We start from the raw sequence: 26,586 nt of genomic DNA on the forward strand, positions 1-26,586 counted from the left end.
CTCCAATAGTCGGGTGGATGAAAGACTGATGGTAGAAAATAATGTGATAAAAAACGGCTTTTTCACTGATGAGAGGGACGTCACAGCTATTGAAATGGGACGGGATGATGTAATCGTTTCCTGTACGCAGGGTAAGATCATGATATGGTTTGGCAGGCAGGCGACGGAACAGGTTATCAGGCAGGTAATTTTTGGCATATCCAATGCAGATTCTTCAGTAAATCACGAGCAAGAGGTAATATGTTCCTTCAGTGCGATCGCGGATTATGAAAACATTGGCTATGTACTGACATCGTACGCGAAAACCAGGAATGGTTACAGGGCGATATTCAATATCCCATTTTCAAAGAAATTTGCACTTGTGCATTTCGTTAAATCCATCGAGGACCAGCTTAAGCAGAAGGATGTCCGGAAAACCTTCCACTGGGATGGAAGCAAGGGCAGGATATTGCAGATTTACAATGAGTTGAAAAAGTTGGAGGGATGGGAAATAAAACGAATTGATTATAAAGTTGAAGGGGAAAAAGGAGTCTAAATGAGACGAAAGAAGGAATGTGAAACAACCATTGAATCGATGAATTTTATCGCAGAACATATTGAGAAATTTGCTTCGAAACTGGATAAGAGTTCTGTGACATCTCTCGTGAATGGCATAACGGGAGCGCGGAAAATATTCCTTATGGGCGCGGGAAGATCGGGGCTCGCCGCCCGGGCTTTCGCAATGAGATTGATGCATATGGGCTTTGATGTTTATGTTGTAGGTGAGACCACGACCCCGGCCGTACAGCCAGAAGACCTTGTGATCGCTGTATCAGGTTCAGGAGAGACCCCATCCATAGCAAGTCTTGGCGCGATCGCCAAAAAGATCGGCTCAAAGCTGGCTACCATAACTTCCAATAAGGATTCTACGCTGGGTAAGATCTCGGATATTGTTGTTGTCGTGCCGGGAAGACCCAAGGAAGACATTGATTACGAGGATTATCATGAACGCAGGATGATAGGCTATACACAATTGGCACCCCTTGGAACTATTTTTGAGATAACCGCACTTGTTTTTCTTGATGCTGTTGTTTCGGAGTTGATGGTAAAGACAGGCGCCAGCGAGGAAGATCTGAAATTGCGGCATACCAGATTTGAGTGATGTTCATGTTTTCTGAAAGGGTGAAGAGCATTGACATCTCAGGAATCCGCAAGATGTTCGAAGGTGCGGGACCGAACGCCATCAATCTTGGCCTCGGACAGCCCGACTTCGATACACCGGAGCATATTAAAAAGGCGGCCATAGAGGCTATCAATGCGGGTTTCACGGGATATACGGCAAATCTCGGGATCCCGGAATTGCGCGTTGCCCTGTGCAGGAAGTTTGAATCGGAAAATCATTTTACAATAACCCCGGATGAAGTAATCGTTACCTCGGGGGCATCCGAAGGTCTTCATCTCGCTCTTCAGGCACTTGTAGACCGCGGTGATGAGGTCCTGGTCCCGGATCCCGGTTTTTTGTCTTACCTTGCCCTTACGAAGCTTGCAGGAGGCAAGGTCGTGGGAGTCCCTCTTGGGAAAGAACTCACAATTAAGCCCGGCACCTTAAATGAACTCATTACTTCAAAAACACGTGCACTTATATTGAATTCGCCTTCTAATCCCACCGGGAGTGTCCAGACAAGACAGGAGATCAAGGCACTGGTGGAGATTGCAGAAGATAATGATATAATAATTATCTCGGATGAAGTTTATGAGCATTTTATTTATGAAGGGGAGCACGTAAGCCCGGCGCAGTTCTCGGATAATGTCATCACTATCAATGCGGTTTCAAAGACTTATGCCATGACAGGCTGGCGCATAGGATACGTAGCAGCCCGGAAGGAATATACCGAACAGATGCTCAAGGTGCACCAGTACATCCAGGCCTGCGCAAACTCAATCGCGCAAAAGGCGGCGCTGGCCGCGATCGAAGGTCCGCAGGATTGCGTGGCACAGATGCGGGAAAGTTTCAGGGTAAGAAGGGATATCCTTCTTAATGGATTCTGTGAGATGGGTATAAAGTGTGTGAAGCCGCAGGGGGCATTCTATGCGTTCCCCGAAGTCGAGGATGAAGATGCGCCGCAGAAGTTGCTGAAAGAAGGAGTTATTGTTGTCCCAGGTTCAGCTTTTGGAGAGAATGGGAAAGGGCATATAAGGATCTCATATGCGACTTCTGAAGGGAATTTGAGGAGGGCGATTGGGGTGATGGAGAGGGTGCTTAGGTGAATATGCCTGCTATGTCATGGTTAAATAACGGGATAATCCTTAAATCGTCATATTCAGGCCTCGTTCTTAAGTACGGCTAATAGTTAATTGTAGTTACGTTTATCTTTCAAGAGAAACAGTATCATATTAAACAAAAATAAATAACCCCAGGGATTTCAGCTTCAAAATTGAAGTTAATATAGCTTATTTCTCTTACTGATGTAGAAATTCTCTGTAGTTGAATTTGCCAATTTTCGTTATCATGGGTAATCGGGAAAACAACAAATAAAATAGCTTTATTGGCATAATCCATAGATTTTAATTTTTCAATATCATTCACTACCCCTTGTATATTATCTGTTATTGGGCGGGTTTTATTTTTAACATTTTTATATCGGATATTCGTATTAACTGTTTTGAGTTCAATAGCCCAATTCTCGAAAGTAATATCAACCCTATCTTTCTCTGGAATGATATCTTTAAAATATTTCAATAAGCTATTGCATAATTCTACTTTCAGCCAACCTTCAAATTTGGCTCTCTCTTTTGCAAAAATAGATAATCCTAGGCTGCATTCAATTTTGGGTTTTATTTCATCAAAGATTACTTTAGTTAGTTTATTAAACTCCATAATTTCCAACTATATGAACTAATTTTTAATTTAATCTTTTCAATAGTCTAACGCATTATACAAATAATAAGGTTGCCATTCCGCTGCCTTTTGAAGCTCCATAATACCCAATGTTCTGGAGAGGCATCTGCTATTACTTTGTCATTATGGGTCGTTTTTCAAATCATATCTATATTACTTCTCTAGCAAGCATTAATATACTGGCAATTCAAATATATTTTACCTTTAAAAAAAGTATAGACGAAAATTAGGTTTCGCATATAACGCCAAAATTTAAATGCGAACCGAGTTCGTATATGGACAAGTTATACGCAATCGTGAACAAAAGGCTTAATAGCGAGTAATATGTCACATAGAAAAAAAACCAATTTCCTATGAGGTGAAATAATGGGAAAAGAATCCAAAATGGACAATGAAGCCGCTTCAAGAATTCAATCGCATTCAGATAAGACAGGCGAAAATCAAGATTTTAAGGCAAGGGCACAGTCATCAGCCTCAAAGAATGATCAAAACAAAATAAAAGATGGACAAGAGAAGCAATACACAAGATGTCCTGACTGTGGTTCTGAAAAAGCGTATTACATACCCGTAGAAGATGGGGATGGAGGATACGGAATAGCCCTTGAATGTCCAGATTGCCATGGAAATGGAATTGATATGTATGATGATGACGATTGAAAATCCGCGTTCTGCGGCGCTGCGATTGCAGGTTCAAGGCTATCAGGCGGCTGAGTATAACTTCAAGGTTGCGGGCAATCTCGGTTAACCTTAAAAAGTCACTTGAAAATCAGATCTTGAGAACCCTATTTTCAATAACCCCAACTATCTCCTTAATATCCCTTATCACCACATCTGCCTCCTCGCAAAGCAGAGGCGGGCATTTACCTGTCTGCTGTATCGAAAGCACCCCCAGATCCGCTGCGCGCAATGCAAGGATGTCATTGATCCCATCCCCCACCATTATCACTTTATCGTATTGTTCTTTCAATCTCTTCACGATCGCTTCTTTTTTCTTTGGTGTGGAAATCTCATGAACGCATTCAAGCGGTATACATACATTCTTAGCAAGAGGCTTCAGGTTTCGCATGCTGTCGCCGGATGCGATAAATACCCCGATACCCCGTTCGGTGAGAGCCTGAATCACAGAACAGGAATTGGAATAAATTTTCCCCCCGGTGCAAATGACATACGGGATGCTTTTTGTTTCAGTGTCGATGACCAATCCCACACCCATGTAGAAAATATTCTTGCACTTCCGTTTGACAGACGCCATTACATCCTGCAAGTCTTTCATAGCAGACAGGGTGTCATTTTCAACCACTGATATAGCAGTGGCCTTATCCACATTTGCCCTCGAACATCCGACCTCTATATCGATTCTGTATTTCCTGATAAAATCTGAAATCAGCATGTCAGGCGGGCAGTTGACCAGTTTATTTGAATCCACCTGCATTACGATAAGAGCGCAGTATGGCCTTTTCCCGACAAGGTCGGTAGTTACGACATCATTGAGGTACTCTCCGGTTTTTATATTCTTCGCAACGCGGTACATGCGAAGCAGAGTTCCTGCGCTGTCAAACACCACGGCGATTTTCATACTCATAGAAGGTTCCTAAGAATAATTATGTTTTCCTAAAAAAGGAGGGTACCCGCATTGATGCATTGTGGATAGGATAGGATTTGATAGGTAGAAATATGATTCACTACCACGCAGATACCCTCTGATATCCTAATGATTATTATTAGTATTTAAATTTTATCATATGTTGGACTGTTGAGTTTATCTTAAGAAACCACACAAAAGTTATTTGAGAAAACAGTTCATCTGTAATATGTGAAAAAATGGCAGAAAAAATAAGACTTTTTGGTATTTCGGGAAGTCCAAGGAATGCAGCAACTGATTACATAATCCGTGAAGCTTTGCGCCATGCTTCAGAGAAATATCAGGCAGAGACCGAATATTTCTCGGCTCAAGGGAAAGAATTGAACTTCTGCATCCACTGCGATTACTGTATCCGGGAGAAAAAAGGCTGCATCCACAATGACGACATGGTGGAGGTCTATGAAAAACTGAGATGGGCTGATGCTCTGATAATAGGCACACCGGTTTATCAGGGGACGTTGAGCGGCCAGACAAAGGTCATAATGGACAGGTGCAGGGCAATAGCTGCGCAGGATCTGCATTTTATCCAGAACAAGCCAGGTGCGGCACTGGCTGTCGGGGGAGACCGTATAGGAGGCCAGGAACCATCGATCCAGGCAATACTCAACTTTTATGTTATAAATGAGGCCATCCCTGTGGGAGGAGGCTCGTTCGGTGCAAACTTGGGTGGAGCCTTCTGGTCAAGAGACCTCGGTGCAGAGGGGGCAAGGGATGATGAGGAAGGTTTAAAAAGCATGCGCAAGACTGTTAATAGATTGATGAACCTGGCTTCAATGCTGAGAGAAAATAGATTATGAGATAAGAAAAGGTAAAGATATGACTTTGAAGATCGCATGGGGAATCACGGGCTGCGGGGACTATCTCAAAGAGAGTATCGAGATAATGGAAGAGCTTACTAAAGAACACAGCCTCGAAGTAAAGGTATTTCTCTCGCAGGCTGGCGAGATGGTGGTGAAATGGTACAAGTTGTACAATGACCTGAAAACCAGTTTCCCCAAAACCTACACTGAAAAATCGCCAAATGTTCCGTTCCTCGCAGGGGATCTGCAGCTCCATAAATACGATTTTATGCTGATCATGCCCTCCACATCCAACACTGTCGGGAAAATCGCGGCCGGGATATCCGACACGCTGCTATCCAGTTCAGCAGCGCAGGCCATGAAAGCGAAAGTGCCTGTCTACATTTTCCCTGCCGACCAGAAAAGCGGTGAGATCACCACGGATCTGCCAGGCGGCAAGAAGCTGACTCTGACAATGAGAGATGTTGACCTCGATGCTGTTGATAAGCTTCGAAAAATGCCGGGTATCACTGTGCTGGGACACCCGGATGAGATAAGGGATATCATAAAAAGGCATATCGAAAGCAAAAAATAAATTAGCGCTTCTCGTATTCGAAATAACTGCAGGCATTATCGGTGCATCTGATTATTTTGCCTTTTACAGTATTTTTTATTATTTCAAGCTCGATAGCGCTTGGTTCCGCTATTCCCGGGACTGTGGCGCTGCCTGGCGAAATGAGAAGAACATCGGTTTTTTCAACAATGGGGTGGTGGAAATGCCCGAATATCAGAACGTCAACGTTCATCTCTTTTGCAAGGTACCGGAGCCCGTCAGTACTCTCGGAGGTCAGCTGCCCTTTGTGTATGATGCCGACTCTTACACCTTCCACTTTTATGACCCTGCGCTCCGGGAGGAAATCCACGAGAAGGGGACTGTCCATGTCTCCATGGACCGCTATAAGTTTCCCCAGACCGCGAAGTTCGTTGTAGCATTCAAGGGTTTCAAAATCCCCTGCATGGATGATGATGCTTGAGCACCTGATGATAGAGATCAGTTCCCCGGGAAGCTGTGAGAGCAGGGACTGTCCGGGCTTGATATGCGTATCCGACAGGATGGAGATTTTCATATTATCATTGGATTGGTTATTTTGCAGCAGTTGGAAGCAAACATTTTGCATTCAACCACTCGTCGATCACATCTTCCAGCTTAATATCCACTTCCTCGATCATGTACCTGACCCTCACGACAGGCTTATTGAGCTTCAAAAGCCTGCCAAGATCAATAGGAGTTCCCGCTATCACAACATCGCAGTCCGCGGCATTAATCGTCGTTTCCAGCTCTTTCATCTGGGTTGGGCTATAACCCATAGCGGGAAGCACAGCGCCAAGATGTGCGAAATCCTCATAGACCTTATGTATCGAGCCAACGGCATTCCTTCGCGGGTCGATCACTTCCTTAGCTGCGTATTTCTTTGCAGCTATTATCCCCGCGCCAAAGGACATTCCGCCGTGGGTGAGGGTGGGGCCGTCCTCAACAACGAGAACCCGCTTTCCCTTTATCAGCTCGGGGCTCTCCACAGTCACAGCCGACCTGGCTTTTATTATCAATGCTTTCTTATTTATGGATCTGACATTCTTAATGACAAGCTCCACATCCTCTTTCCTTGCCGAATCCACCTTATTTACAATGATCACATCTGCAAGGAGCACATTGACTTCCCCGGGATAATAAGTCAGCTCATGTCCGGGCCTGAGCGGGTCCGCAATCACGATATGGAGATCCGGCCTGTAAAAAGGGATATCGTTGTTACCGCCGTCCCAGATGATAATGTCCGCTTCCCCCTCCGCTCTTTTCAGGATCTTCCCAAAATCGACACCGCTGTAGACAACAGTTCCGCAGCAGATGTATGGCTCATATTCCTCTCTCTCCTCGATGGTGCACTCGTTCCGGACGCAGTCTTCCATAGCGGCAAATCTCTGGCATTCCTGCTTCAGGAGATCGCCATACGGCATCGGATGGCGTACAACCACAACGTTGAATCCTTTTGCCTTCAATATGTCCACCAGCTTTTGCGATGTAGGGCTCTTGCCAGAACCCGTTCTCACCGCGCATACGGAGATCACGGGTTTTTTGGACTGAAGCATCGTGCTTTTTGTCCCCATCAGCCTGAAATCGGCTCCTGCAGCCAGCACCAGGGATGCTTTCTGCATGACCGTCTCGTGCGGGAGGTCGGAATAAGCCAGAACAACCTGGTCTATGCCATGTTCTTTTATGAGATGCGGTAATTTCTCTTCGGGGTATATGGGGATGTCTTTAGTATACAGGGGACCCGCCATTTTCCTGGGATAAGACCGACCGGCTATTCCAGGAATCTGTGCTGCGGTGAAAGCCACCACCTCATAGTCCTTATTATCCCGGAAAAAAACATTGAAATTATGAAAATCGCGTCCTGCTGCACCCATTATTATAACTTTTGTCTTCATGAACTAACCTCAGTATTTTGATTATTTCCAACAGATTTAATTGTATTGTATATTGAAGAATTGATCGGTCCAGACGATGAGCGAGACCCTTTGCGCCATGAATTACCTTCGAACAAATATTCACCAAAATGATTATGCTTGCTTTGAACAATTACCACAGCAAGCAATGAATAGTAAGAGCATCAGTAAAATCTCAGGAAGAGTATGGAAATTCGGGGATAATATAGACACAGATGTTATTATCCCTGGCAAATACCTGCGCACAACAGATATGAGCTTATTTGCAGCCCATGTAATGGAAGGGATCGATCCCCAGTTCTCGAAAAAGGTGAAAGAATGTGATGTGATCGTGGCAGGAAAGAATTTCGGATGCGGCTCGTCCAGGGAACAGGCGCCACTGGCCTTAAAGCATGCAGGTATCAGGTGCATTGTGGCAGAGTCGTTCGCGCGGATCTTTTTCAGGAATGCCATCAACGTAGGTCTTCCGATCATAGAAGCCAAAATAGAATGCGAGGAGGGCGATATTATTGAGATAGACCTTGAAAAAGGGACGGTAAGAAATAAGGAAAAGACCTATCCAGGGACCAGGCTTCCGGATTTCCTGCGAGATATCCTGGCGGACGGCGGACTTGTGGAACATCGGAAAATGAAGGTGCAGCAATGATTTTCCCGGCAGATTATAAAAGTGTGGGTGTGACAAGGACGGATCCGACGGAACGAATTGGATGTCCGATATATTTTTCAACAGAATACCTGATCTCAGACATGCCATCAGGATATTCCATATTTAAGGTTAAGAGTGATGGGGAAGGATTGTTGAAAAAACTTAACTCACTTGAACTGATAGCAAAAGGTCAACAGATAAAAAAATTTGATGAAAAACTTGATTCTCATGACAGGACCAGGCTTATCGAGTCGGCAATTCCGATTTGCAGGGGAAAGATAAACACCGTCATTTTTGAAGGTCTGGACAGGCATATCACTTTTGTGCAGGACCCGAGCCTTCACGAGGTTATGGAGATTGAGATAATCGACCTATCACCCCCGGAGCCGCCATGGCTTGCTTTTGCCATCCAGAGACTTGTAAAGAGCGGTATTCTGGGCGAATTGAATATAAGGTTCACCACGAAGCTGATCGACCTTCGAATATTCGAAGGGGAAAAAATGGTCTTCCCATGCCATGCTTCAGAACTCAAGGGAAAATATCTCGATACAGATATCGATATCGAAAACAATTCCGAGCTTGTGGGATGCGATATCTCAAAACAGATATTTGAACTGCGGTTCCCGAACCTTACTTATAAGCACATCAACATGTGCCCGCTGAAGGCAGAGCTGTATATGCCTACCAGGCCATTCATTACACGATGCTGCCAGAGCAAGAAATCCGGGATGGTGAACATCAACGGCATAGATGGCGCGGTGGTACACTGGGGGGCATCTGAATACGATATCGTGGATGCGATCAGGATGCTGGTAAAAGTTTTAAGAGGCAATAAGGAAAACGATAAGATAATTGATCAGATGATAAAATGAAGATCGCAGTTGTTCCGGGAGATGGCATAGGAAGAGAGGTCGTACCCGCAGCACTGTCCGTGCTCGATGCATTTGATCTTGATATCGAAAAAATACCGCTTGATATCGGTTATGGAAAATGGGAGCTGACGGGAAGTGCTATCACCGATGAGGATATAGAAATCCTGAAGGAGTGCGATTGCGTCATATTCGGAGCAATTACTACCCCGCCAGACCCTGGCTATAAGAGTGTATTGGTGCGCATCAGAAAAGAACTTGATCTATACGCCAATATACGCCCATTCACACCGTTGCGAAAAGTGAGGTTACCCTGTGCCAGGAAGTTCGATTTTATTATCGTGCGTGAGAACACTGAAGGCATGTATTCAGGCAGGGAAGAATTGCACGAGGATGCTGCATACACTACGCGAGTTATAACCCGCAAAGGGAGTGAAAGGATCGCAGAGCGAGCATGCATCATGGCAAAACACGGGAAAAAGCATATAACCATAGTGCATAAGGCGAACGTATTGAAATCGGATTCATTTTTCCGCGATATATGCATCGGTGTTGCAAAGAAAAACGGGATATCATACGGCGAAATGCTGGTGGATGCAATGGCGTATGATCTGATCCTGCATCCGGACAAGTTTGATGTAATAGTGACTACGAATCTATTCGGGGATATCCTGAGCGATGAAGCCGCTGCCATGGTCGGAGGGCTTGGTCTTTGCCCGAGCGCCAATATCGGCGACTGCTATGCGCTTTTCGAGCCCATCCACGGCAGCGCGCCGGATATTGCGGGGAAGGGTATTGCCAATCCGATTGCAGCTATCCTGAGTGTCAGGATGATGCTTGAATGGGCTGGAAAGGCCAGGGAAGCAGAGTCAATAAACCGGGCTGTGGATGATGTTCTTAAGCGGGGGATAGTAACACCTGACCTTGGGGGTTCTAATTCAACTGCCGATGTATCGAACGCCGTCGCAGAATCGGTTAGCAGATTTATAGGAGAGCACCAATACTGAAAATGATGGTTTGTAGAATTTTGCTACCAACCACGTAAACTATAAGTGTATATTAATCATAAAAGGTTTATAAAAACTGCGAAGCGATAAACCCTAGACCAGCAGCTATGAACAAAAAACGGAAGAATTTATCGGCTGTACCAATCGGACCTCGTTATCCGTGGAATCCGCAGGAGGATAGGGGGTGACTGGCGATAGAAGTGCAAAACCATGGTTTCCAGGTTTTGGAGGATTAATAGGAATCAGTATAGGACTTGCAGCAATTGCCTGGGTTCTGGATTCAATTTTAGATTCTGTTATATTCCATAATGGAACTATTCTTGAGCAAATACTATCCCCAACTATCAATGAAATCGTGGTCAGGGTTTTATTTGGGTTTGTTATAATCGTGTTCGGTACCTACACACAGTTGAACATGGACAGGCGCAGGCGGGTGGAAGAGGCGCTGCAGCAATCCGAAGAAAAATACCGGATGCTGGTTGAGAATATCCAGGACGGCGTATTTATTATCCAGGATGCTAAATTTCAATTTGTCAATGAAGCAGTTGCAAGAACGGCTGGCTACCAGGCGGGGGAACTTATAGGCAGGGAATTCAAGGATTTAGTTGCACCCGAGGATTTGGCAATGGTAGCAGGCCGCTATTCTCGAAGGCAGGCTGGAGAAAATGTCCCGTCGGAATATGAATTTCACATGATGCGTAAGGACGGGGCAAAAATCGTTGTCAATATGAATGTGGGGCTTGTAGCTTATCACGGCAAGGTGGCAAGTATGGGGATTTTGAAAGACATCACTGAACGAAAAAAAGTTGAGAAGGAAAAGGAAAAGCTCATTAAAGCAATTAATAGCAGTACCGACGGAATCACGATTGCAGATGAAAAAGACCGTTATATCTACGTAAATGCAGCATATGCTAAGACTTTTGGCTATGCCCAGGAGGAGCTTGTTGGAAAGACCTGGCGGGAAATCACGCCTCCTGAGCTGATACCTCCAACTGAAAAAGGATTGTCCGGCACAATGCACAAAAAGGATATCGGCGTATTCAACGGAGAGGTTCCGGGGCTTCGGAAAGACGGCACTGAAATCCCCACGGAAGTCAGGGGCACGGCTCTCTGGGATGAGAACGGCAATTATGTAGGACATATTTGCATCGTAAGAGATATCACAGAGCGCAAAAAGGTGGAAGAGAAGCTGAAACTATTATCGGAAGCTGTGGATGAAGCCCTGGATGGAGTTATAATAACAGACCTGAATGGTTTCAATATCTATTCGAACAAGGCTGTAGAAAATATCTACGGTTTTTCCAGCGATGAATTAAAGAGTAAGCATGTCAGCGAACTGAATTCAGACCCCGAATTTACGGGGAGGGTGATACTCCAGAATATAATAACGAAAGGAAGATGGGCCGGGGAATTCATGGCAAAGAAAAAGAATGGCCAGGAATTTCCTATCTGGCTGACTGCATCCATTGTCAAAGATGACAAAGATAAACCGATAGCAATGGTCGGTGTCATCAAGGATATCACCGAACGCAAGCATATAGAAGAGGTTTTGCTCGAAAAAGAGGAACGGTACCGGAGTCTTTTTGAAGATTCTCCGATTTCACTATGGGAAGAAGATAGTTCTGGTATTAAAAAATACATTGATGCTCTTAAAAGTAAAGGGATTGAAAATCTGAGAACATATTTTGACAGGCATCCGAAAGAAGTTGCCCTGTGTGCAAGCATGATGAAAGTGCTTGATGTAAATAAAGCATCAATAAATTTGTTCAAGGCAAAAAGTAAAATCGACCTTATAGACGGTTTGGAGAATATCTTCACAGATAGGTCATACGAAACTTTTAAAGATGAACTTATTGCGATTGCTGAAGGTAAAACCTCCTTTGAAAGCGAAGATATTGTTAAAACATTAACAGGCGATAAGATTCATATCAGCATGAGATGGGTTTTAACTCCCGGCAATGAAGAAACATATTCGAAAAGATTGGTCTCTATCGTAGATATCACGGAACGCAAGCGTGCAGAAGAAGAAATAAAGAAATATACAAGAGAACTTGAGGAATCAAATCGCATGAAAGAACTTTTTGCAGATATCATGCATCATGACCTTTTGAATCCACTCAATACCGCCAACGGCTTTATTGAACTTCTTAAGGAAAATGAGACAATATCAAGGAAAAAAGCCTACCTTGAGACCATTGAAAGAAGTCTTGTAAAGGGAATGGAACTCATAGATAGCGCCATGAAATTTTCAAGATTTGAGAATTTGAAAAGTATTGAACTGGAAGAGCTGGATTTAAAAAATGTTATTGAAGGAGTCATTGAAGCCCTCACCCCGCTTGCGGATAATGCGGGAATTGAAATCGTGAACCGCATAACTTTGGATTTGCCTGTGAAGGCCAGTAAAATAATCGAAGAGGTTTTTTCAAACCTCATTTCCAATGCCATAAAATACGCATCATCTGGTAAGAGAATAATTATAGAAAGCGAGGATAAGGGAGAAAACCTGCAAGTCAGGGTAATAGATTTCGGGGAAGGTATAAAGGAAAGAGATAAGACCGTGATTTTCGAACGATTCAGGAGGGGAGGAAAAAAGGGCGTTAAGGGTTCAGGTCTCGGTCTTGCCATTGCGTGGAAGATTATGGAATTACATAACGGGAGGATATGGGTTGAAGATAATCCCGAAGGCGGCTCTATTTTTATCGTGGAGATTCCAAATCTAAATTAATTTAATCAATGCAAACGCTATAGCACCTGCAAGGAGCGGGGATATGACCCAGGCAATCAGTATTTTCTTCACAGTATTGCTTTTCATTATATGCATCCCGCTATTGGCGCATCCGATACCAATGATCCCTGAAGCCACGATCTCGCCAAGTGATACAGGGATCCCAAGGATTGAGGCTGCATGGACAATTATAGCGGATGTGAATTCCACGAACACGGCTCGAATTACACAGAGTTCGCAGATATCTTTTCCAACGGTATCCAGTACCCTGCCGCCCATGAGAAGAGCGCCAAGGCCGATCGCAAGACCAGCAAAAATCTCACCGTAAGTCACCGGGATCTGGCCAGCTCCAACAAACGGTCCTACTATGATGCCTGCATGATTGGCCCCTGCAGAAAACGCCACGTAGCAGCCTGATATGGTCAGAAGTACATTCAAGGATTTGCGTATCGAAGCTTCTGAATCATGATGGTCTGCAAGCCAGACCAAAATGTTAGTGTAAAGATATTTCCCCATAAGGTACGCGAGCAACCATGCAACAATGGGCGTAACAACCCACCAGACCATGATCGTTGCAAGAAGCGGAGTATTCAATTTAGATGCTCCGTAGAAAAATCCGATACCAATGACCGACCCAACAGCAACCTGGCTTGTGGATATTGGGACACGCAGAAGATTTGCCAGAAAAACGGTGGCCGCTGATGCCCCCACAGCAATGATGGCTCCTTTAATCAATATTGTGCCGGGAGGGAGAATTCCGCTTCCAAGGGTTTTAATAACTTCTCCACCGCCTAATACAGCCCCAAGAACTGCGAAAACTCCGATTAGTACTACCGCCTGATATTTTGTGCGGACTTTTGCCCCATAAGCGGCACCCATCGCAGCAGCAGCATTATTGCCGCCGATATTTATTCCCATAAAAAGAGCAACCGCAAGCGCGGCGAGTAAAGTTATTGTAAATATCATAAGAAATGTCCCAAATCGAGCTGACTACTATTCTATAGTTAATATAACGTACCGATACAGGCAAAAATTGACCCAAAATATACTCAGGCTGTAAGCCTGTCAACCAGTATCCGTCCCTCTTCGGTTTTGAATATGGGGGGATCCCACTCCTGAATTATTTTTGTCCTCTCTGCTTTTACATCTATTCTTCTAACAGGATCGTATCCGAGTTTTTCATAGACTTCCCTGTATATCAATATTCCACATCTCTGCCACACTGGTGTTTCCGCAAGGTTGATCCCATGTCGGAACACCAGTTCGTGTACTTCGCTTGCCTTCATGTTCTTGAGCCGCTGCGCAGCTTCATTTTCAGAGAGCCCGGTCTCACGCAGCGTGTAATACCCGTAGGAACTCACATGGTTCCTCCAGGTCTCGGCCTGTCTCCATAAAAGGTATTTATAAATATCTTCTTTGCCAAGGGGGATAATTCTTGAATCGAATGCTATCGGATTTTGCAGATTCAACTGGATGGTAAGCGCCGAAGAGATGAAAGCAGGTATTATTGAATCGATCTTCTCGATCCTGTTATTATACGGTATTTCATAGAAAAAAAGATTGATCTCATCTGAAAATGTGAATGCAATTAACGGATTTAAGCCGCTGTCCTTAAAGAATACCTCTACACAATTCGCCATGGCACGCGCGAATCTTTCATCGTATGGTTTCTTAAGAGCCAATAAATCAAGCGCGCGCCTGAACCCGCGCCCATCGATCCTGACTGCAAAAGGAGGGAAAACCTTAAGATCGGAATATATCTCCCGATCTTTCATTTCTTTTTCTGAGAAACCTTTGCTCACGGCTTATTGTTCTTCTTCATCGGATATATTATAATCTTCAGGGATCTCTTCGGGTTTCTTGAACTGGTCTTTGACATGCCTTATAAGAACAACATCTGCGACGGCAGTAACCCATCTGAAAGGGATGACCACTCCTTTGCCGGATGCATCGAACATATCAGGATTTAATTTCGTAACAGCAAGACCTGAAACCTTTTTATCATTCAATTCAAGTACAACATCATTTACTTTTCCGATGTAAACTCCTCTGTCAGTGTAAACATTCAAACCGAATAACGTTGAAACCTCTGCCTGCATCGTATCACCTTCATCTGAATATGAATGATAGCAATATATACTTTATTGATTTTGGACTGGCGAAGTTTTAATATTGCACTGTGATGATTAAGGCAGGATGCAAACTGATGATATAAAGCTCCTTATTAGGAAATATGCCCTGCAGAATGCTGTCAAATATAACAAGACTCCACAGGCCGGAGCAGTCATGGGCAAAGTCATGGCAAATCCTGAACTGCGCTCTCGCGCAAGGGAAATCACATCACTTGTGGGAGAAATTCTGAATGAGATCGAAGAGATGAGACCAGGGGCATGGGAAAAAGAACTAAATGAGCTTGCCCCTGAACTTATAGCTGAATTAAAAGAAAAGAAAGAGCCTGAAAAAGGTTTGCCATCGCTTGAACTCAATGGACCTCTTGTCATGAGGTTTGCCCCAAATCCCAATGGACCTCCAACTATTGGAAGCGCCAGGGGGATAGTGGTGAACTCTGAATACACAAGAAAATACCAAGGAAAGCTCATCATACGTTTCGATGACACCGACCCTGCGACCAAGCGACCAATGCTTGAGGCGTATGATTGGTATCTTGATGACTGTGAATGGCTCGGGGCAACACCGGATGAGGTCGTAATAGCATCAGACAGGATCCCGCGATATTACGAGATTGCAGAACAATTGATAAAAAAAAATGGGGCGTATGTCTGTTTCTGTGAACAGGAAGAGTTCAAGGCGCTCAAGGATGCGAAGAGAGCGTGCCCTCACAGGGAACAGGGCGCCGAACAAAATCTTGAATTCTGGAAAAAGATGCTTTCTGGCGGGTATAATGAGCAGGAGGCTGTGCTTCGCATCAGGACAGATATCGGCCATAAAGACCCCGCTATCAGGGACTGGGTTGCGTTCCGCATTATCAACATCCCGCATCCAAGACCGGAGGTAGGGGATAAATACTGTTCCTGGCCTCTCCTTGATTTTGAGGGAGCGGTGGAGGACCATCTTCTGGGAACGACTTTGATCATTCGCGGCAAGGACCTCGCGGACAGCGAGACCCGCCAGAAATATGTCTATAAATACATGGGCTGGACTTATCCGAAAACATTGCACTGGGGACGGGTGCAGATACACGAGTTCGGGAAATTGAGCACGAGCGGCTTGAAGAAAGCGATAGCTGAGGGTGTTTACACAGGGTGGGATGACCCGCGTGTGCCCACGATAAGGGCGCTTCGGCGGCGGGGCATCAGACCTGAAGCTTTGAGAAAATTCATGATCGATCTGGGACTCGGGGAGACCGATATCAGCCTGAGCCTTGACACCCTTTACGCAGAGAACAGGAAGATAATCGACCCGATAGCGAACAGGTATTTTTTTGTGTGGAACCCGGTTGAAATGGAGATCGAGGGCGCAGAGCCGAAGATAGCAAAAGCTCCCCTTCATCCGGCGCGGGGAGGATTGAGGGAAATTCCAGCGGGAACGACGGTGCTTGTATGCAGGAGTGATGTTGAAATCCTTGGGGTCGGAGAGCGATTGCGCTTAAAGGATCTTTACAATATCCAGATAACGAGCATCTCACCGCTGAAAGCAAAGTTCATTGGAACTGATATGGACCTTGTAAAAAAGGAGAAGGCGCGCATCATACACTGGGTGCCTCCCGACGGGCTTAAAGTCAGGGTGCTGTCGCCGGATGGTGAGTATTCCGGGATCGGGGAGCGCGGTATTGAGAAGGAACTTGACACAGTTGTGCAGTTCGAGAGGTTCGGGTTCGTAAGGATCGATAGCGTTAGCGGGGATGAGGTCGTGGCGTATTTTACGCACAAGTGAAAGATTATATTATTTGTACAGAATAGGTATTTATGGAAAAGAGAATAGAAGTTGTAGCAGGTACTGCGGGCTGGGTTGTCCAAGATTGTGGGATTGTTTTCAAAAAGGGGGCAGACTTCAATAATCTTCAGTTCGAGGCAAACCAACCCATCATATTCGAAAGTAACACCAAGACGAAGATTCTGAAGCAATTTCATCTAAATCGATATCACTTTGTAGGTGAGATAGAGGCCATTATGGTGGATTTAATAAGTCTCGATGTTGTGAAAGATGCCGAATCTAAATTTCTCAAGGATGATTTTAATTTTGAAGAATATCTGGAGGATTGGAGGAAGAAAGGATACGGGCCAAGAACAGTAGTTCAGGAAATAATTGTAGATTGTGGTTTTCCGATCAGGTTTAATTACGGTAATGAAGGAAATATACAATTCTTGAATAACTGGGGATGGGGGCATAGAATAGACAAACTAAGGCCTGGGCTATTTGTAGCTGGAGAAATGGCTTTACATTTCCTTACCTGCGTCGATGCTGGAATTCTTCGCAAAACTGTTGACTGTAAAGTCTTGAACATTTATGAAATAATAAAGGATCCGTTAAACCAAAATTTTGGAGAGGTTATTGAGCTTGAAGACTCCGGAAACCCTTTCAAACTTGATAAGGATGATTTATTAGTAAGATTAGGAATTAATAATATTGGAAGATTTATTCGTGATCCAAACTGTGAGATATTAACAAAATAATTCTACCATGATTCTCTTGAGAACAGTATAATATTATAACCGACGGGATGGCTATATTATTTAGAATAAACTTTAACTTTCCATCCTCTCCCTCAACCCCCTCGCCTTCTCACCCAGCTCTTTCCGCCCATATATCCCCGCGATCAATTCCACAGCTTCAAGCGCCCTCGCAGCCTGGTCCAGGTAATTCAGAACATCCCCGGCATACGCATAAATCCCATACTGCTTCGTAAGCTCAGCGATAATGCCATCAGGCGACAATCCTTCAGCGCACAGTTCTATGACCCTCTCCGAGAATTTCCTCTCAGCGCAACCGCAGTACGGTGCATCCTTGCACCTGCAGGCCATGAACTCACGCGCAAAATCAAGCATGGTGCGACGGAGGTTCTCTTTCAGCTTTGAAAATTCGGCAGAGGAGAAAACGATATCAAGCCCGGCGCCGAACACGCGGGTCGGGATATCAGTCCCAAGGGCATCCGATAACTGTGAGGCATACTTGAAATACACAGCGTCCAGGGTTCCAAGCCCCGTAACAATATCAAGCGGTTCCCGTCCTTCAAGCACGGCGTCCTTGATCAGGAAAGTCTGCTCAACACTTAGGAAATGAGACGCTACGATTTTTCCAAGTTTTGTGGGAGAATATCCTGAATCCTTTTTTTCTATGAACCCGTATTCTCTCAGTTTCCCGAGCAAATAATCTAGATCTCCCCTGCCCAGCAGTAAATCATCTAATTTCCTGATATCTGAAAGTTTACGCGCTACCATGATATTGGAAAGGGTCTCTTCAAGCAATTCATCGTCCCCATACTCCACGCCAAAATGCTCAAGTTCACCGCGCAGGAGCCTGAAAGCTATCTCGTCCTCGGTATCCCCTTTTCCGAACCTCTTTTCGGGGTCTGCGAGTAGCACCACTATCCCGCGATCATGGTAATCCGGTCTCCCCGCTCGGCCCAGCATCTGCTGGAACTCCCGCACCGTGAGCCACTCTATTCCCATGGCGAGGGATTCAAAAATTACCTGCGAAGCCGGGAAATCAACACCTGCTGCAAGCGCCGCCGTCGTCACGACCACTGGCAATTCTCCTTTCCCGAATCGCTCTTCCACTTTCTTCCGCTCATTGTATGAAAGCCCGGCATGGTAAGGCAGCGCTTTTATGCCAAGCCCGTCTGCCAGCATGTGGCAATTGCGGCGTGAATTGGTAAATACAATGGTCTGACCGAGGAAGCCCTTTGATGATCTCTTGCTATATTCCTGCCTCGCAAGTCGCTCTATCAAGCGCATCTTCTCATATTCCGGCGCGAAGATGAGGTGCCGGTCGATCGGCACTGGCCGTTCTTCAAATTCGATTAACGCCGCACCCAGTTTTTCGGCCAGCCACCCAGGTTTTCCTACAGTGGCTGAGAGATAAATGAACTGTGCGTCTGGAGAAGTAAATTTCAAACGTGCAATAAGACCATCAAGCCTGTGCCCTCTTTCTTTGTCCTCGAGCATATGCACCTCGTCTATTACCACGGTACCGATATTCCCAAGCTGTCCGCCTGACCTGAGGATGTAATCGATCCCTTCATAGGTTCCCACTATTATGTCTGAAGATAGTGAAGTCCGGACACCTTTTGCACCGCCTGTTATCCTGCTCGTTCCAACGCGAAGAGACGTTGTGGCAACGGAAGAATATCGCCTTGTGAACTGTTCATACTTCTGGTTCGCAAGCGCCACAAGCGGAACAAGGAACAGCATCTTACCTTTTTTATTCAGGATGTTCTGGAGACCGGCAAGCTCCCCGACAAGCGTTTTTCCGGTAGCGGTAGCTGAAACGATCAACTGGTTTTTTCTTTCAAGTAATCCTGCCTCGACCGAAAGCGCCTGGACTGGCAGCAGTTCTTCCAGCTGGCGAAGGAGGATCTTTTTGAGTTCTTCGTGGACAGGCAGGTCTTTTACTTTGATATGGCGTTCAACCCTGCTTGCCTCTATCGTATCGAATCTCGTCAGGCCGGAATCCAGTTTTTCCGGGCTGAGCATCGCAAGTACCCTGTCAAGGTCTCTGCCCTGGAGCAATAACTTGATTAGCCTGTCCTGGCCGTGCCTGCCAAGTTTCGCGGTTTTTGCTTCCCGCATTAGTTCTTTTATTGCGCATTCTTCACACACATGTTCATTGTGAAATCGGATAGGATTGCCGTCTATCGTGGTATATTTGCCGGCAAGGATACATAGCCGGCATGTGTTCGTATAGCCATAGTCCAGCTGGTATGCTGCCAGCATTTCTTTGAACCCTGCTTCCGATCCCTCATTCCCTTCAGCGATAAGGATTTTATCTGCAAGGCGCAGGAGTTCGATGAGTTCCTCTGGCGCCCTGTATTCTTCTTTCTCTCCCTGCCTTATCCTGAATTTACCGACACGTGCTCCTTTTGGGGTCTTTTTTAATGTGAGGATGCCCTGGAAAACAGGTTCTTTTGCATTGTCTTTAATTGGCAGAACGAGGATTTTTGAATTTTGCGGGTGAATGATCACAGAAAGCATTTGTAACGCTGAATAGTTGGCTCATGTTATTAATTTTGGGTGTATGGAAATTATTGTGATCCAGAAAAAAAGATATAATATAAAAAAAGATGGAGTTTCAGATATCGCAGTCTGAAGGCCAACATTCGGCTAATATTCTACCTTCAAGCTCCCTATATCGGTCATCAACTCCAACAGCACAATGCCAGATGGTGTCACTTTCTGCTCCTTTTTCCCTTCAATCTTAACACTTATCTCGGTTTGATCTTTTTTCCCGCTAAACTTTGCCTTGGCATCGAAGAGCTTCTTAACTTCGATCTCTTGCTCCAATTCATTGAGCAAGCCCTTCTCCTCAGTGTATTCCACCTGATCTCTGTTCATTGCTATGTTCGAAACTGTTCCAGCGTTGTACTGTGTGCTGATGACCTCTATTTCAGCTTCCTTGCCCTCTTTCTTGTGTCTTAAGATGAGTGTGAGCGAGTTGTTTGCAATATCCCTGAGGGCGTACTGTCTCCGTTCCCAGGCTTTTTCGTTCTGGTCTTTTTGCTCTTTCTTATCTTTATTTTCTTTCTTCGAAGGCAATATTATATAGTTTGTATCATTTCCAGTCTCGACGTTGTATACCCTGAAATCTTTCAAGGAGATGTCGAATCTTATTGCTGCTTCTGGAGGTGTCTTGTCAATTTTGATCGTTTGGCTCTTAATCAATTCTACGTTGCCCGCATTATCTGTTGAGCAATAGTAAATCGTTGATATCCCTTCGCTGCTTATGTTGAACGGGGCAGTATATCGAATCCAGGTTGCATTATCCAGGCTATATTCAATCCAGTTCACGCCCGAACCACCTAGATTGTCCGTTGCCGTTAGATTCATCCGGACATCAGAAATGTACCAACCGTTATTGCCAATGCTTCCAGATAATACAGCAGTTGTTATTGGAGATACGGTATCAGAAGTGGCTATTTGTGGAATAGATGGGCCACCGTCGTCTATGATTATGCCATTGGCTGTAAGGTCATCGTCTCCTAATCCTCCATCTGTGAGTGTTATTGTTATGGTGTTGCCATTGATGCTGCTGGGAATAGTGTACCAATGAGTATTGTGGTTTTCTCCATATTTCCAGTAAGTTGTACCATCTGGCAGGTATTCTGGAAATGTCATTGTGAGAGTTATGCTGCCGCCAAGATTTATGCCTGTAATGTTGAATCTGAAAAGACCATAATAGAGATTTGCCTCAATTGGAGGTTGTTCAAGTATGGAATTCGGATCCACAGCTATCATATCTTGAATAGTGCCTGCGCTTGATTGAAGGAACACGGTGCCTTTTCCGGTGATAGATTCAATATGGAATCCGGATGGTTCTATCACTGATAAACTTACACTTCCACTAACTTCTCCATTTCTTGCAGTTATTGTTGTTATTCCTGGTGAAAATGTATATGCAAAAAATATACCTTGACCCATATCAAATGTTCCCAAGCTTGAATTGCTGGAACTCCAAGTTACTATAGAGGTGATGTCATTCCCATTTTGATCCTTCGCAGTAAAGGAAATTGTATTACCCATAGCAACTGATGGCATAGCTGGTGAAATAGTTATAGTTGTGATTGATGATGAAACAGTCACATTTACACCTTCTGTTAAACTACCACTTCGTGCTGTTATTATTGCTGTTCCTGTTCCAGTTGCTGTAAACTTTGCTCCTGAATAAAATGTGTCTGTAATCGGTTCAATTGTGCCCACTGTTGGATCACTGATGATCCACGTTACAGGTAATTCCATGATAACTCCAAATTGATCTTTGGGCATAGCGAAAAAATCCCAATTATAACCCGCAAAAATCACTCCATAATCTTGAACCTCTTCGGTGGTGGGAGAAAGTGTTAAAGATGTTAATTTTTGTTCATACGGCATTTTAAATGATACCAACGGATATCTATCAACATCAGAACCCTCTTGAATATTATAACTTGAATCACATATGTTATTATCGTCTGAATCAATACAACCTTCAAAATTTTCATCAAAATTACTATAATGATTACCTATATTCTCGTAATCCCACTGATTCTGACCATTGCTATAAACTAGATCCTTTAAGAAATTATTCTGATAAATTACATTGTTATTGCTGGAATCCAAATAGATACCTGCCTCATTTGCCGATAATATATTTTTAAATATCATATTCTCTATTGAATTATAAAAATAAATACCGTCACCATTTGAAATTACAATATTTTCTGATATAAGGTTATAATCAGAGCCGTCCAAAAAAATACCTTCACGATTATTCGAGTAAACATTCCCGTTGATGAGGTTATTTCTTGAAGATTTGAGGTAAACTCCATTTTGGTTTGAAAATATATCATTATTTGTAATCTTGTTATTATTCGAATTTACCTTAATTCCTGCATAATTGAAATCATAATTAACTTCCGAGTTTGTAACTCCAAATCCTTCAAGTGTTATTCCATTTGAGGATATTGTAATTGGACTACCAAACCCCCCAGCATCTACTATTGGCTTCCCACTGCCGGTATCAACTCCTTTTAATATAAGTTCAGGAATATTCACGTCCGCGTTTTCATGATAAGTACCGCTGTTAACAAGGATTGTATCCCCAGGATATGCTGCATCGAGAGCATCTTGGATTCTGGTATAATCACAATCACTGGGGCAAACTGTGCGCGTAATTGGAGTTGGTATCACAGGTGTTGTGGGTAATACCAATGAAACCAATGGATACCTATCCACATTATTTGGATCCAAAGGATTGTTTCCGCTTGGAATATTATAGCTTGAATCACATATGTTATTGGAATCAGAATCAATACAACCTTCAAAATTTTCATCAAAATTGCTGTAATGATTTCCAATAATTCCATTATCCCAATTATTATTTGATAACCCATAGTTGTCAATGGCGTTTTCACTGTTACCAAAAAAATTGTTCTGATAGATATTATTGCTATTGCTTAGTAATATTATGCCCCCCATCTGGCAACATTCCAATCTTCTTAAACCATTTAGATAGACATTATTACCCGTAATGATATTTCCTTCTTGTGAATATGCACCTCCTCCAACAAAAAGTCCCATATTATTTAAATAAATATTATTGTTTGAAATAATATTATTGTTAGGACTTGAATGAGTTAAAATGCCAATACCATTGGAGAAAACATTATTATTTGAAATGTAGTTATTTGTTGTAGCTATATTTATTCCTGCATTGAAGTCAGCTTCGTATTCACCACCGCTATAAAAAAATAATTCACCACCACTATTGCTTGCATTAAATCCTTCAAGAGTAATTCCATTAGCAGAAAGTTTGATCGCACTACCAGTGCCACCAGCATCTACAATCGGCATTGTACCATCTGTTTTCTGACCCCGAAGGGTGAGTTGTTTGTTGATATCCACATTTTCTTGATACGTTCCACTATGCACTAAAATCATATCACCAATGTTCGCTGCATCAATAGCCGCTTGAATTCCGTTGTAATTGCAATTATTTTGGCAGACAGTAAGTGTCGCAGGATTCGGATTGGGCGACCCTATTACAAGATTTATGTTTGTCGTTTTTGTCTCTCCACCACCTGTTCCAACAATGACTACTGTATAAGATCCTCGTGGTGTTGTATTTGATGTAGTGATAGTTACTCTAGTAGCTTCATTAAGCATTGCCGGATTCTGAGAAAATTTACAGGAAGTTCCTTCCGGTAATCCGGAACAGCTAAGCATAACAGGTGTAACAAAACTTCCTTGACTGATGAGATCAATTAATAGTGACATAAAACCACCAATTGCAACAGACTGAGATGGTGATTCATAAAGTGAAAGAGTGAACGTTGGATCGTTGTCCAGAACTTGGTAATATTCCTCGTGCACCTCATTTCCATTAGCATCTTTCCATGTCTTAGAAAGATCATAACTATCATAACCCCAACTATACCAGCTACCTGAACCATCATCTGCGGTAACATACATTGGAAATGAACTTAATCTGTCACTTGGACTGGTTAACTTTTTCGACATCCATGTATATTCTTGTTGGGAATCACAATATGAACTATCTTTATTTGGATCATAAGAGTAATCCCTTGTGCAGTTATACTTTATACTTGAATCATAATCCCTGCGGTCGCCGATATTTAAAATTTTATGTCCGGGGAGTTCAGGTGTCGCTCCAAATGACCACTGATAATAAGTTTCTCCGACTAATAAATAATATTCATCATATCCATCGCCGTCATAGTCTTTTATATGCCAGTTATTAGCACAATAAGGGCTATTAACTACAGTTTTAAGATAGTAGCCCACATCAGTATTAGAGAGATCTTTCGAAAAATCCACACAATATGAAGGAATGCCCTGAATACTTGATCTTGTACTGAACTGCCAGCTATATGGTGACTGCAAATTATTATTTGCCAAATCCTTAACATTTGTTCCCACCGAAACAATATACGTTGCGTCATAATCAAGGTCTGAACTTGGAGTATAAGTCATGGTGTTGCTGTTCCAGTAAAAGCTTCCTGCAGTTGAAGGAGATATTGAAAAAGACGATTCGGCAGATGCATGATCTATTGCTTCACTGAAGGTGATGGTTATTGATGTATTTGCAGGAATATTGCTACCAGTCGGAGTATTATAAGTGATTGTCGGTGGAGTGGTGTCTGTTGGTGGAGGTTGTCCTAACGATGCGCTAAAATCCATATGATCGCTATTATCAGCGGCATCGTTTGCCCAGTCGCTCCAGAAATAACCATTGTAAGCTCTTACATGCCAATGGTAATGCTTTCCATCAACTAAGCCCCCATTTATATATTCTGCAATTGAAGGTGTAATTTGAGAAGACTCTGGATTCGAAATAGTCTTTTCAAGAACAATCTTGGTGCCGTCAGTTTTCAAGCCGCTATCCTCCCAAACTCTAATTTGATAAGCTTTGATTTTATTTAAGGATATGTCACTTAAAGGAGGCCACCATCGATACGTGGGTGTTAAAGTATTGACATGAGAATCCATCTCTGGCTCTTGTAATATTGGTGTTTTTGGTATAAGATTTATCCTTCCTTTCCCATCCAATAGTGTTTCTTTTTCATCCTCGGTCAGGACGTCGATTGCTGTATCTTTCAGGATAGTTTCTGCTGTTGGTGCATTATTTCCCATCCTCTGTAAAAGTAAAAGTGCTCCAGCAACATGGGGCGCAGCAAAAGAACTTCCAGATATATAATTTTCATAGCCATTTTCCGAAGTATTTAATGTGTATATACTCTTACCTGGTGCTGCAAAATCTGGTTTCGCATAATCTGGGGGTACGATTTTAGGATTTTGTGGGCTGCCACCCAAAAATAAGTAATCATTAAAATCTTGAATAGAAGAGACACTAATTACCTTTACACCAGTTGATGGTGATATAGGATACTTATCATCTTTATTTCCTGCTGCGGCAACGAAACTTGTATCACTGTCTACTTTATCTGATGCATACTGAGCGATCTCGTCATAACAGCTACCCTGAAAAGAAGGGCAAATTGAGGTGACAATAACATTTGCACCATTATCTACGGCAAAATTAATTCCAGCTTCATAATCAATAAGACCCGTAATACCCTCAGCAGGCTTTATAATAATGAATTTTGCTTTTGGTGCAATTTCCCAAATAATCCCTGCAATTCCAGTTCCATGTCCTTCACTATCATCAATACCGTAAATTGCATATGGACCACGAGAGGCAATTATATTTATTTTCCAATCAACAGGATTATTTTTACCGTCCATATTCACAATTGGGTGATCTATATCTATCCCTGAATCAATTATGGCTACAATTTTGCCCTCACCATAATTTCCCCATCCCCTTTCATGCATTTTGTCAAACCCAATATTTTCAATTCCCCAATTTTCTTTATTCATACAATCCCAATATGATTTTGGGTCGTTGTTTATTAAATCTGTACCGCATCTTATATCAGCAGCACTCGCTCCGCCAGCCAGCAATAAGATTGCCAGTATTGTTATCCCAAAAACTATCCTAAGGACACGCTCTTTATTCTTTTTATTCTTAAACATCTTTCCCACCTATCCATTGATGCATGATTACTTCTCTTTGAGCAAGTCACTCATCTTATGTTACCCGTGTAAATCGTAATTCTATAAATAAATTGTGAAATTAATGGCTCTTCTATATTTCAACCCTAATATCTCGTTCTATAGCAACAAAGAGATTGATTTTTGACGATGTCTGTATCAGAATATACTTTTGCTCACGGAAGTCGTTATTATAGCTGTTATCTGTATAGCCAGCATCATCGCCTAATTTCATCATCGAGATTTCCATTTTTCCATTTCTCTCAGTATGATAGAGTTAATAGAAAATGAAAAAGATTATCATTTCAGACG

21 protein-coding genes are annotated in these 26,586 nt (G+C 43.3%); 12 read left to right on the forward strand and 9 right to left on the reverse strand.

Features of this window, described 5'->3' with window-relative positions; all coding sequences use genetic code 11:
- Window positions 1-28: 28 nt before the first annotated feature.
- The 3 genes from O8C65_08570 to O8C65_08580 are packed head-to-tail and all read left to right on the forward strand — an operon-like array spanning window position 29 to window position 2,247.
- Complete coding sequence (locus O8C65_08570; protein ID MCZ7356973.1) at window positions 29-535, forward strand: hypothetical protein; 507 nt, start codon at window positions 29-31, stop codon at window positions 533-535.
- The gene (hxlB, locus tag O8C65_08575; GenBank protein ID MCZ7356974.1) at window positions 536-1,141 is read left to right on the forward strand and encodes a 6-phospho-3-hexuloisomerase; all 606 of its coding nucleotides are present in this window, start codon (window positions 536-538) and stop codon (window positions 1,139-1,141) included. It abuts the gene before it with no gap.
- Window positions 1,141-2,247 (forward strand): pyridoxal phosphate-dependent aminotransferase, encoded by a 1,107-nt coding sequence (locus tag O8C65_08580; GenBank protein ID MCZ7356975.1) that lies wholly within the window; start codon window positions 1,141-1,143, stop codon window positions 2,245-2,247. Before hxlB ends, O8C65_08580 begins: the two co-directional genes overlap by 1 nt.
- A gap of 121 nt (window positions 2,248-2,368) precedes the next feature.
- Here the strand turns inward: O8C65_08580 and O8C65_08585 are convergent, their stop codons facing one another.
- A complete protein-coding gene (locus O8C65_08585; protein MCZ7356976.1) occupies window positions 2,369-2,857 on the reverse strand; it encodes a hypothetical protein in 489 nt (162 codons plus the stop codon).
- A gap of 387 nt (window positions 2,858-3,244) precedes the next feature.
- On the opposite strand from O8C65_08585, the gene O8C65_08590 reads away from it, so the two are divergent.
- Window positions 3,245-3,535, forward strand: a complete 291-nt coding sequence (locus O8C65_08590; GenBank protein MCZ7356977.1) for a hypothetical protein — start codon at window positions 3,245-3,247, stop codon at window positions 3,533-3,535.
- A 109-nt stretch (window positions 3,536-3,644) separates the two neighbouring features.
- On the opposite strand, the gene O8C65_08595 is transcribed toward O8C65_08590, so the two are convergent.
- Window positions 3,645-4,454, reverse strand: coding sequence for an HAD-IC family P-type ATPase (locus tag O8C65_08595; GenBank protein MCZ7356978.1), 810 nt, complete (start codon window positions 4,452-4,454; stop codon window positions 3,645-3,647).
- 245 nt (window positions 4,455-4,699) lie between these two features.
- Here O8C65_08595 and O8C65_08600 point away from each other — a divergent pair, with 245 nt between their 5' ends.
- A complete protein-coding gene (locus O8C65_08600) occupies window positions 4,700-5,317 on the forward strand; it encodes a flavodoxin family protein (protein MCZ7356979.1) in 618 nt (205 codons plus the stop codon).
- A gap of 19 nt (window positions 5,318-5,336) precedes the next feature.
- Window positions 5,337-5,894, forward strand: coding sequence for an archaeoflavoprotein AfpA (afpA, locus tag O8C65_08605; GenBank protein MCZ7356980.1), 558 nt, complete (start codon window positions 5,337-5,339; stop codon window positions 5,892-5,894).
- 1 nt (window position 5,895) lies between these two features.
- On the opposite strand, the gene O8C65_08610 is transcribed toward afpA, so the two are convergent.
- Window positions 5,896-6,426 carry a YfcE family phosphodiesterase gene (locus tag O8C65_08610; GenBank protein MCZ7356981.1) on the reverse strand — a complete coding sequence of 177 codons (531 nt, stop codon included), beginning with the start codon at window positions 6,424-6,426 and terminating at the stop codon, window positions 5,896-5,898.
- 16 nt (window positions 6,427-6,442) lie between these two features.
- Window positions 6,443-7,783 (reverse strand): cyclic 2,3-diphosphoglycerate synthase, encoded by a 1,341-nt coding sequence (locus O8C65_08615; protein MCZ7356982.1) that lies wholly within the window; start codon window positions 7,781-7,783, stop codon window positions 6,443-6,445.
- 166 nt (window positions 7,784-7,949) lie between these two features.
- On the opposite strand from O8C65_08615, the gene hacB reads away from it, so the two are divergent.
- From hacB to O8C65_08635, 4 genes are all read left to right on the forward strand, one after another.
- Window positions 7,950-8,447: a homoaconitase small subunit gene (gene hacB / locus O8C65_08620; GenBank protein MCZ7356983.1), complete on the forward strand. Its 498-nt coding sequence runs from the start codon at window positions 7,950-7,952 to the stop codon at window positions 8,445-8,447.
- Window positions 8,444-9,319: a hypothetical protein gene (locus tag O8C65_08625; protein ID MCZ7356984.1), complete on the forward strand. Its 876-nt coding sequence runs from the start codon at window positions 8,444-8,446 to the stop codon at window positions 9,317-9,319. The genes hacB and O8C65_08625 overlap by 4 nt, the downstream gene beginning before the upstream one ends.
- Complete coding sequence (locus O8C65_08630; GenBank protein MCZ7356985.1) at window positions 9,316-10,323, forward strand: isocitrate/isopropylmalate family dehydrogenase; 1,008 nt, start codon at window positions 9,316-9,318, stop codon at window positions 10,321-10,323. Before O8C65_08625 ends, O8C65_08630 begins: the two co-directional genes overlap by 4 nt.
- Before the next feature lie 184 nt (window positions 10,324-10,507).
- The gene (locus tag O8C65_08635; GenBank protein MCZ7356986.1) at window positions 10,508-13,048 is read left to right on the forward strand and encodes a PAS domain S-box protein; all 2,541 of its coding nucleotides are present in this window, start codon (window positions 10,508-10,510) and stop codon (window positions 13,046-13,048) included.
- On the opposite strand, the gene O8C65_08640 is transcribed toward O8C65_08635, so the two are convergent.
- The 3 genes from O8C65_08640 to O8C65_08650 form a co-directional block, all read right to left on the reverse strand.
- On the reverse strand, window positions 13,040-14,014 hold the full coding sequence (locus tag O8C65_08640; protein MCZ7356987.1) for an inorganic phosphate transporter: 975 nt from the start codon (window positions 14,012-14,014) through the stop codon (window positions 13,040-13,042). The genes O8C65_08635 and O8C65_08640 overlap by 9 nt on opposite strands.
- Window positions 14,015-14,097: 83 nt before the next feature.
- Window positions 14,098-14,823: a tRNA 5'-guanylyltransferase gene (locus O8C65_08645; GenBank protein MCZ7356988.1), complete on the reverse strand. Its 726-nt coding sequence runs from the start codon at window positions 14,821-14,823 to the stop codon at window positions 14,098-14,100.
- 30 nt (window positions 14,824-14,853) lie between these two features.
- A complete protein-coding gene (locus tag O8C65_08650) occupies window positions 14,854-15,147 on the reverse strand; it encodes a PRC-barrel domain-containing protein (protein ID MCZ7356989.1) in 294 nt (97 codons plus the stop codon).
- Window positions 15,148-15,244: 97 nt separating this feature from the next.
- On the opposite strand from O8C65_08650, the gene O8C65_08655 reads away from it, so the two are divergent.
- Window positions 15,245-16,942 (forward strand): glutamate--tRNA ligase, encoded by a 1,698-nt coding sequence (locus O8C65_08655; protein ID MCZ7356990.1) that lies wholly within the window; start codon window positions 15,245-15,247, stop codon window positions 16,940-16,942.
- A 32-nt stretch (window positions 16,943-16,974) separates the two neighbouring features.
- A complete protein-coding gene (locus tag O8C65_08660) occupies window positions 16,975-17,682 on the forward strand; it encodes a hypothetical protein (GenBank protein ID MCZ7356991.1) in 708 nt (235 codons plus the stop codon).
- A 72-nt stretch (window positions 17,683-17,754) separates the two neighbouring features.
- Here O8C65_08660 and O8C65_08665 read toward each other — a convergent pair whose 3' ends face one another.
- Both O8C65_08665 and O8C65_08670 read right to left on the reverse strand, forming a co-directional pair.
- Complete coding sequence (locus O8C65_08665) at window positions 17,755-20,199, reverse strand: DEAD/DEAH box helicase (protein MCZ7356992.1); 2,445 nt, start codon at window positions 20,197-20,199, stop codon at window positions 17,755-17,757.
- A 129-nt stretch (window positions 20,200-20,328) separates the two neighbouring features.
- The gene (locus O8C65_08670; protein MCZ7356993.1) at window positions 20,329-26,256 is read right to left on the reverse strand and encodes a S8 family serine peptidase; all 5,928 of its coding nucleotides are present in this window, start codon (window positions 26,254-26,256) and stop codon (window positions 20,329-20,331) included.
- Between the last annotated feature and the right edge of the window lie 330 nt (window positions 26,257-26,586).

It is taken from the genome of Candidatus Methanoperedens sp., assembly GCA_027460535.1.
Classification (GTDB): domain Archaea; phylum Halobacteriota; class Methanosarcinia; order Methanosarcinales; family Methanoperedenaceae; genus Methanoperedens.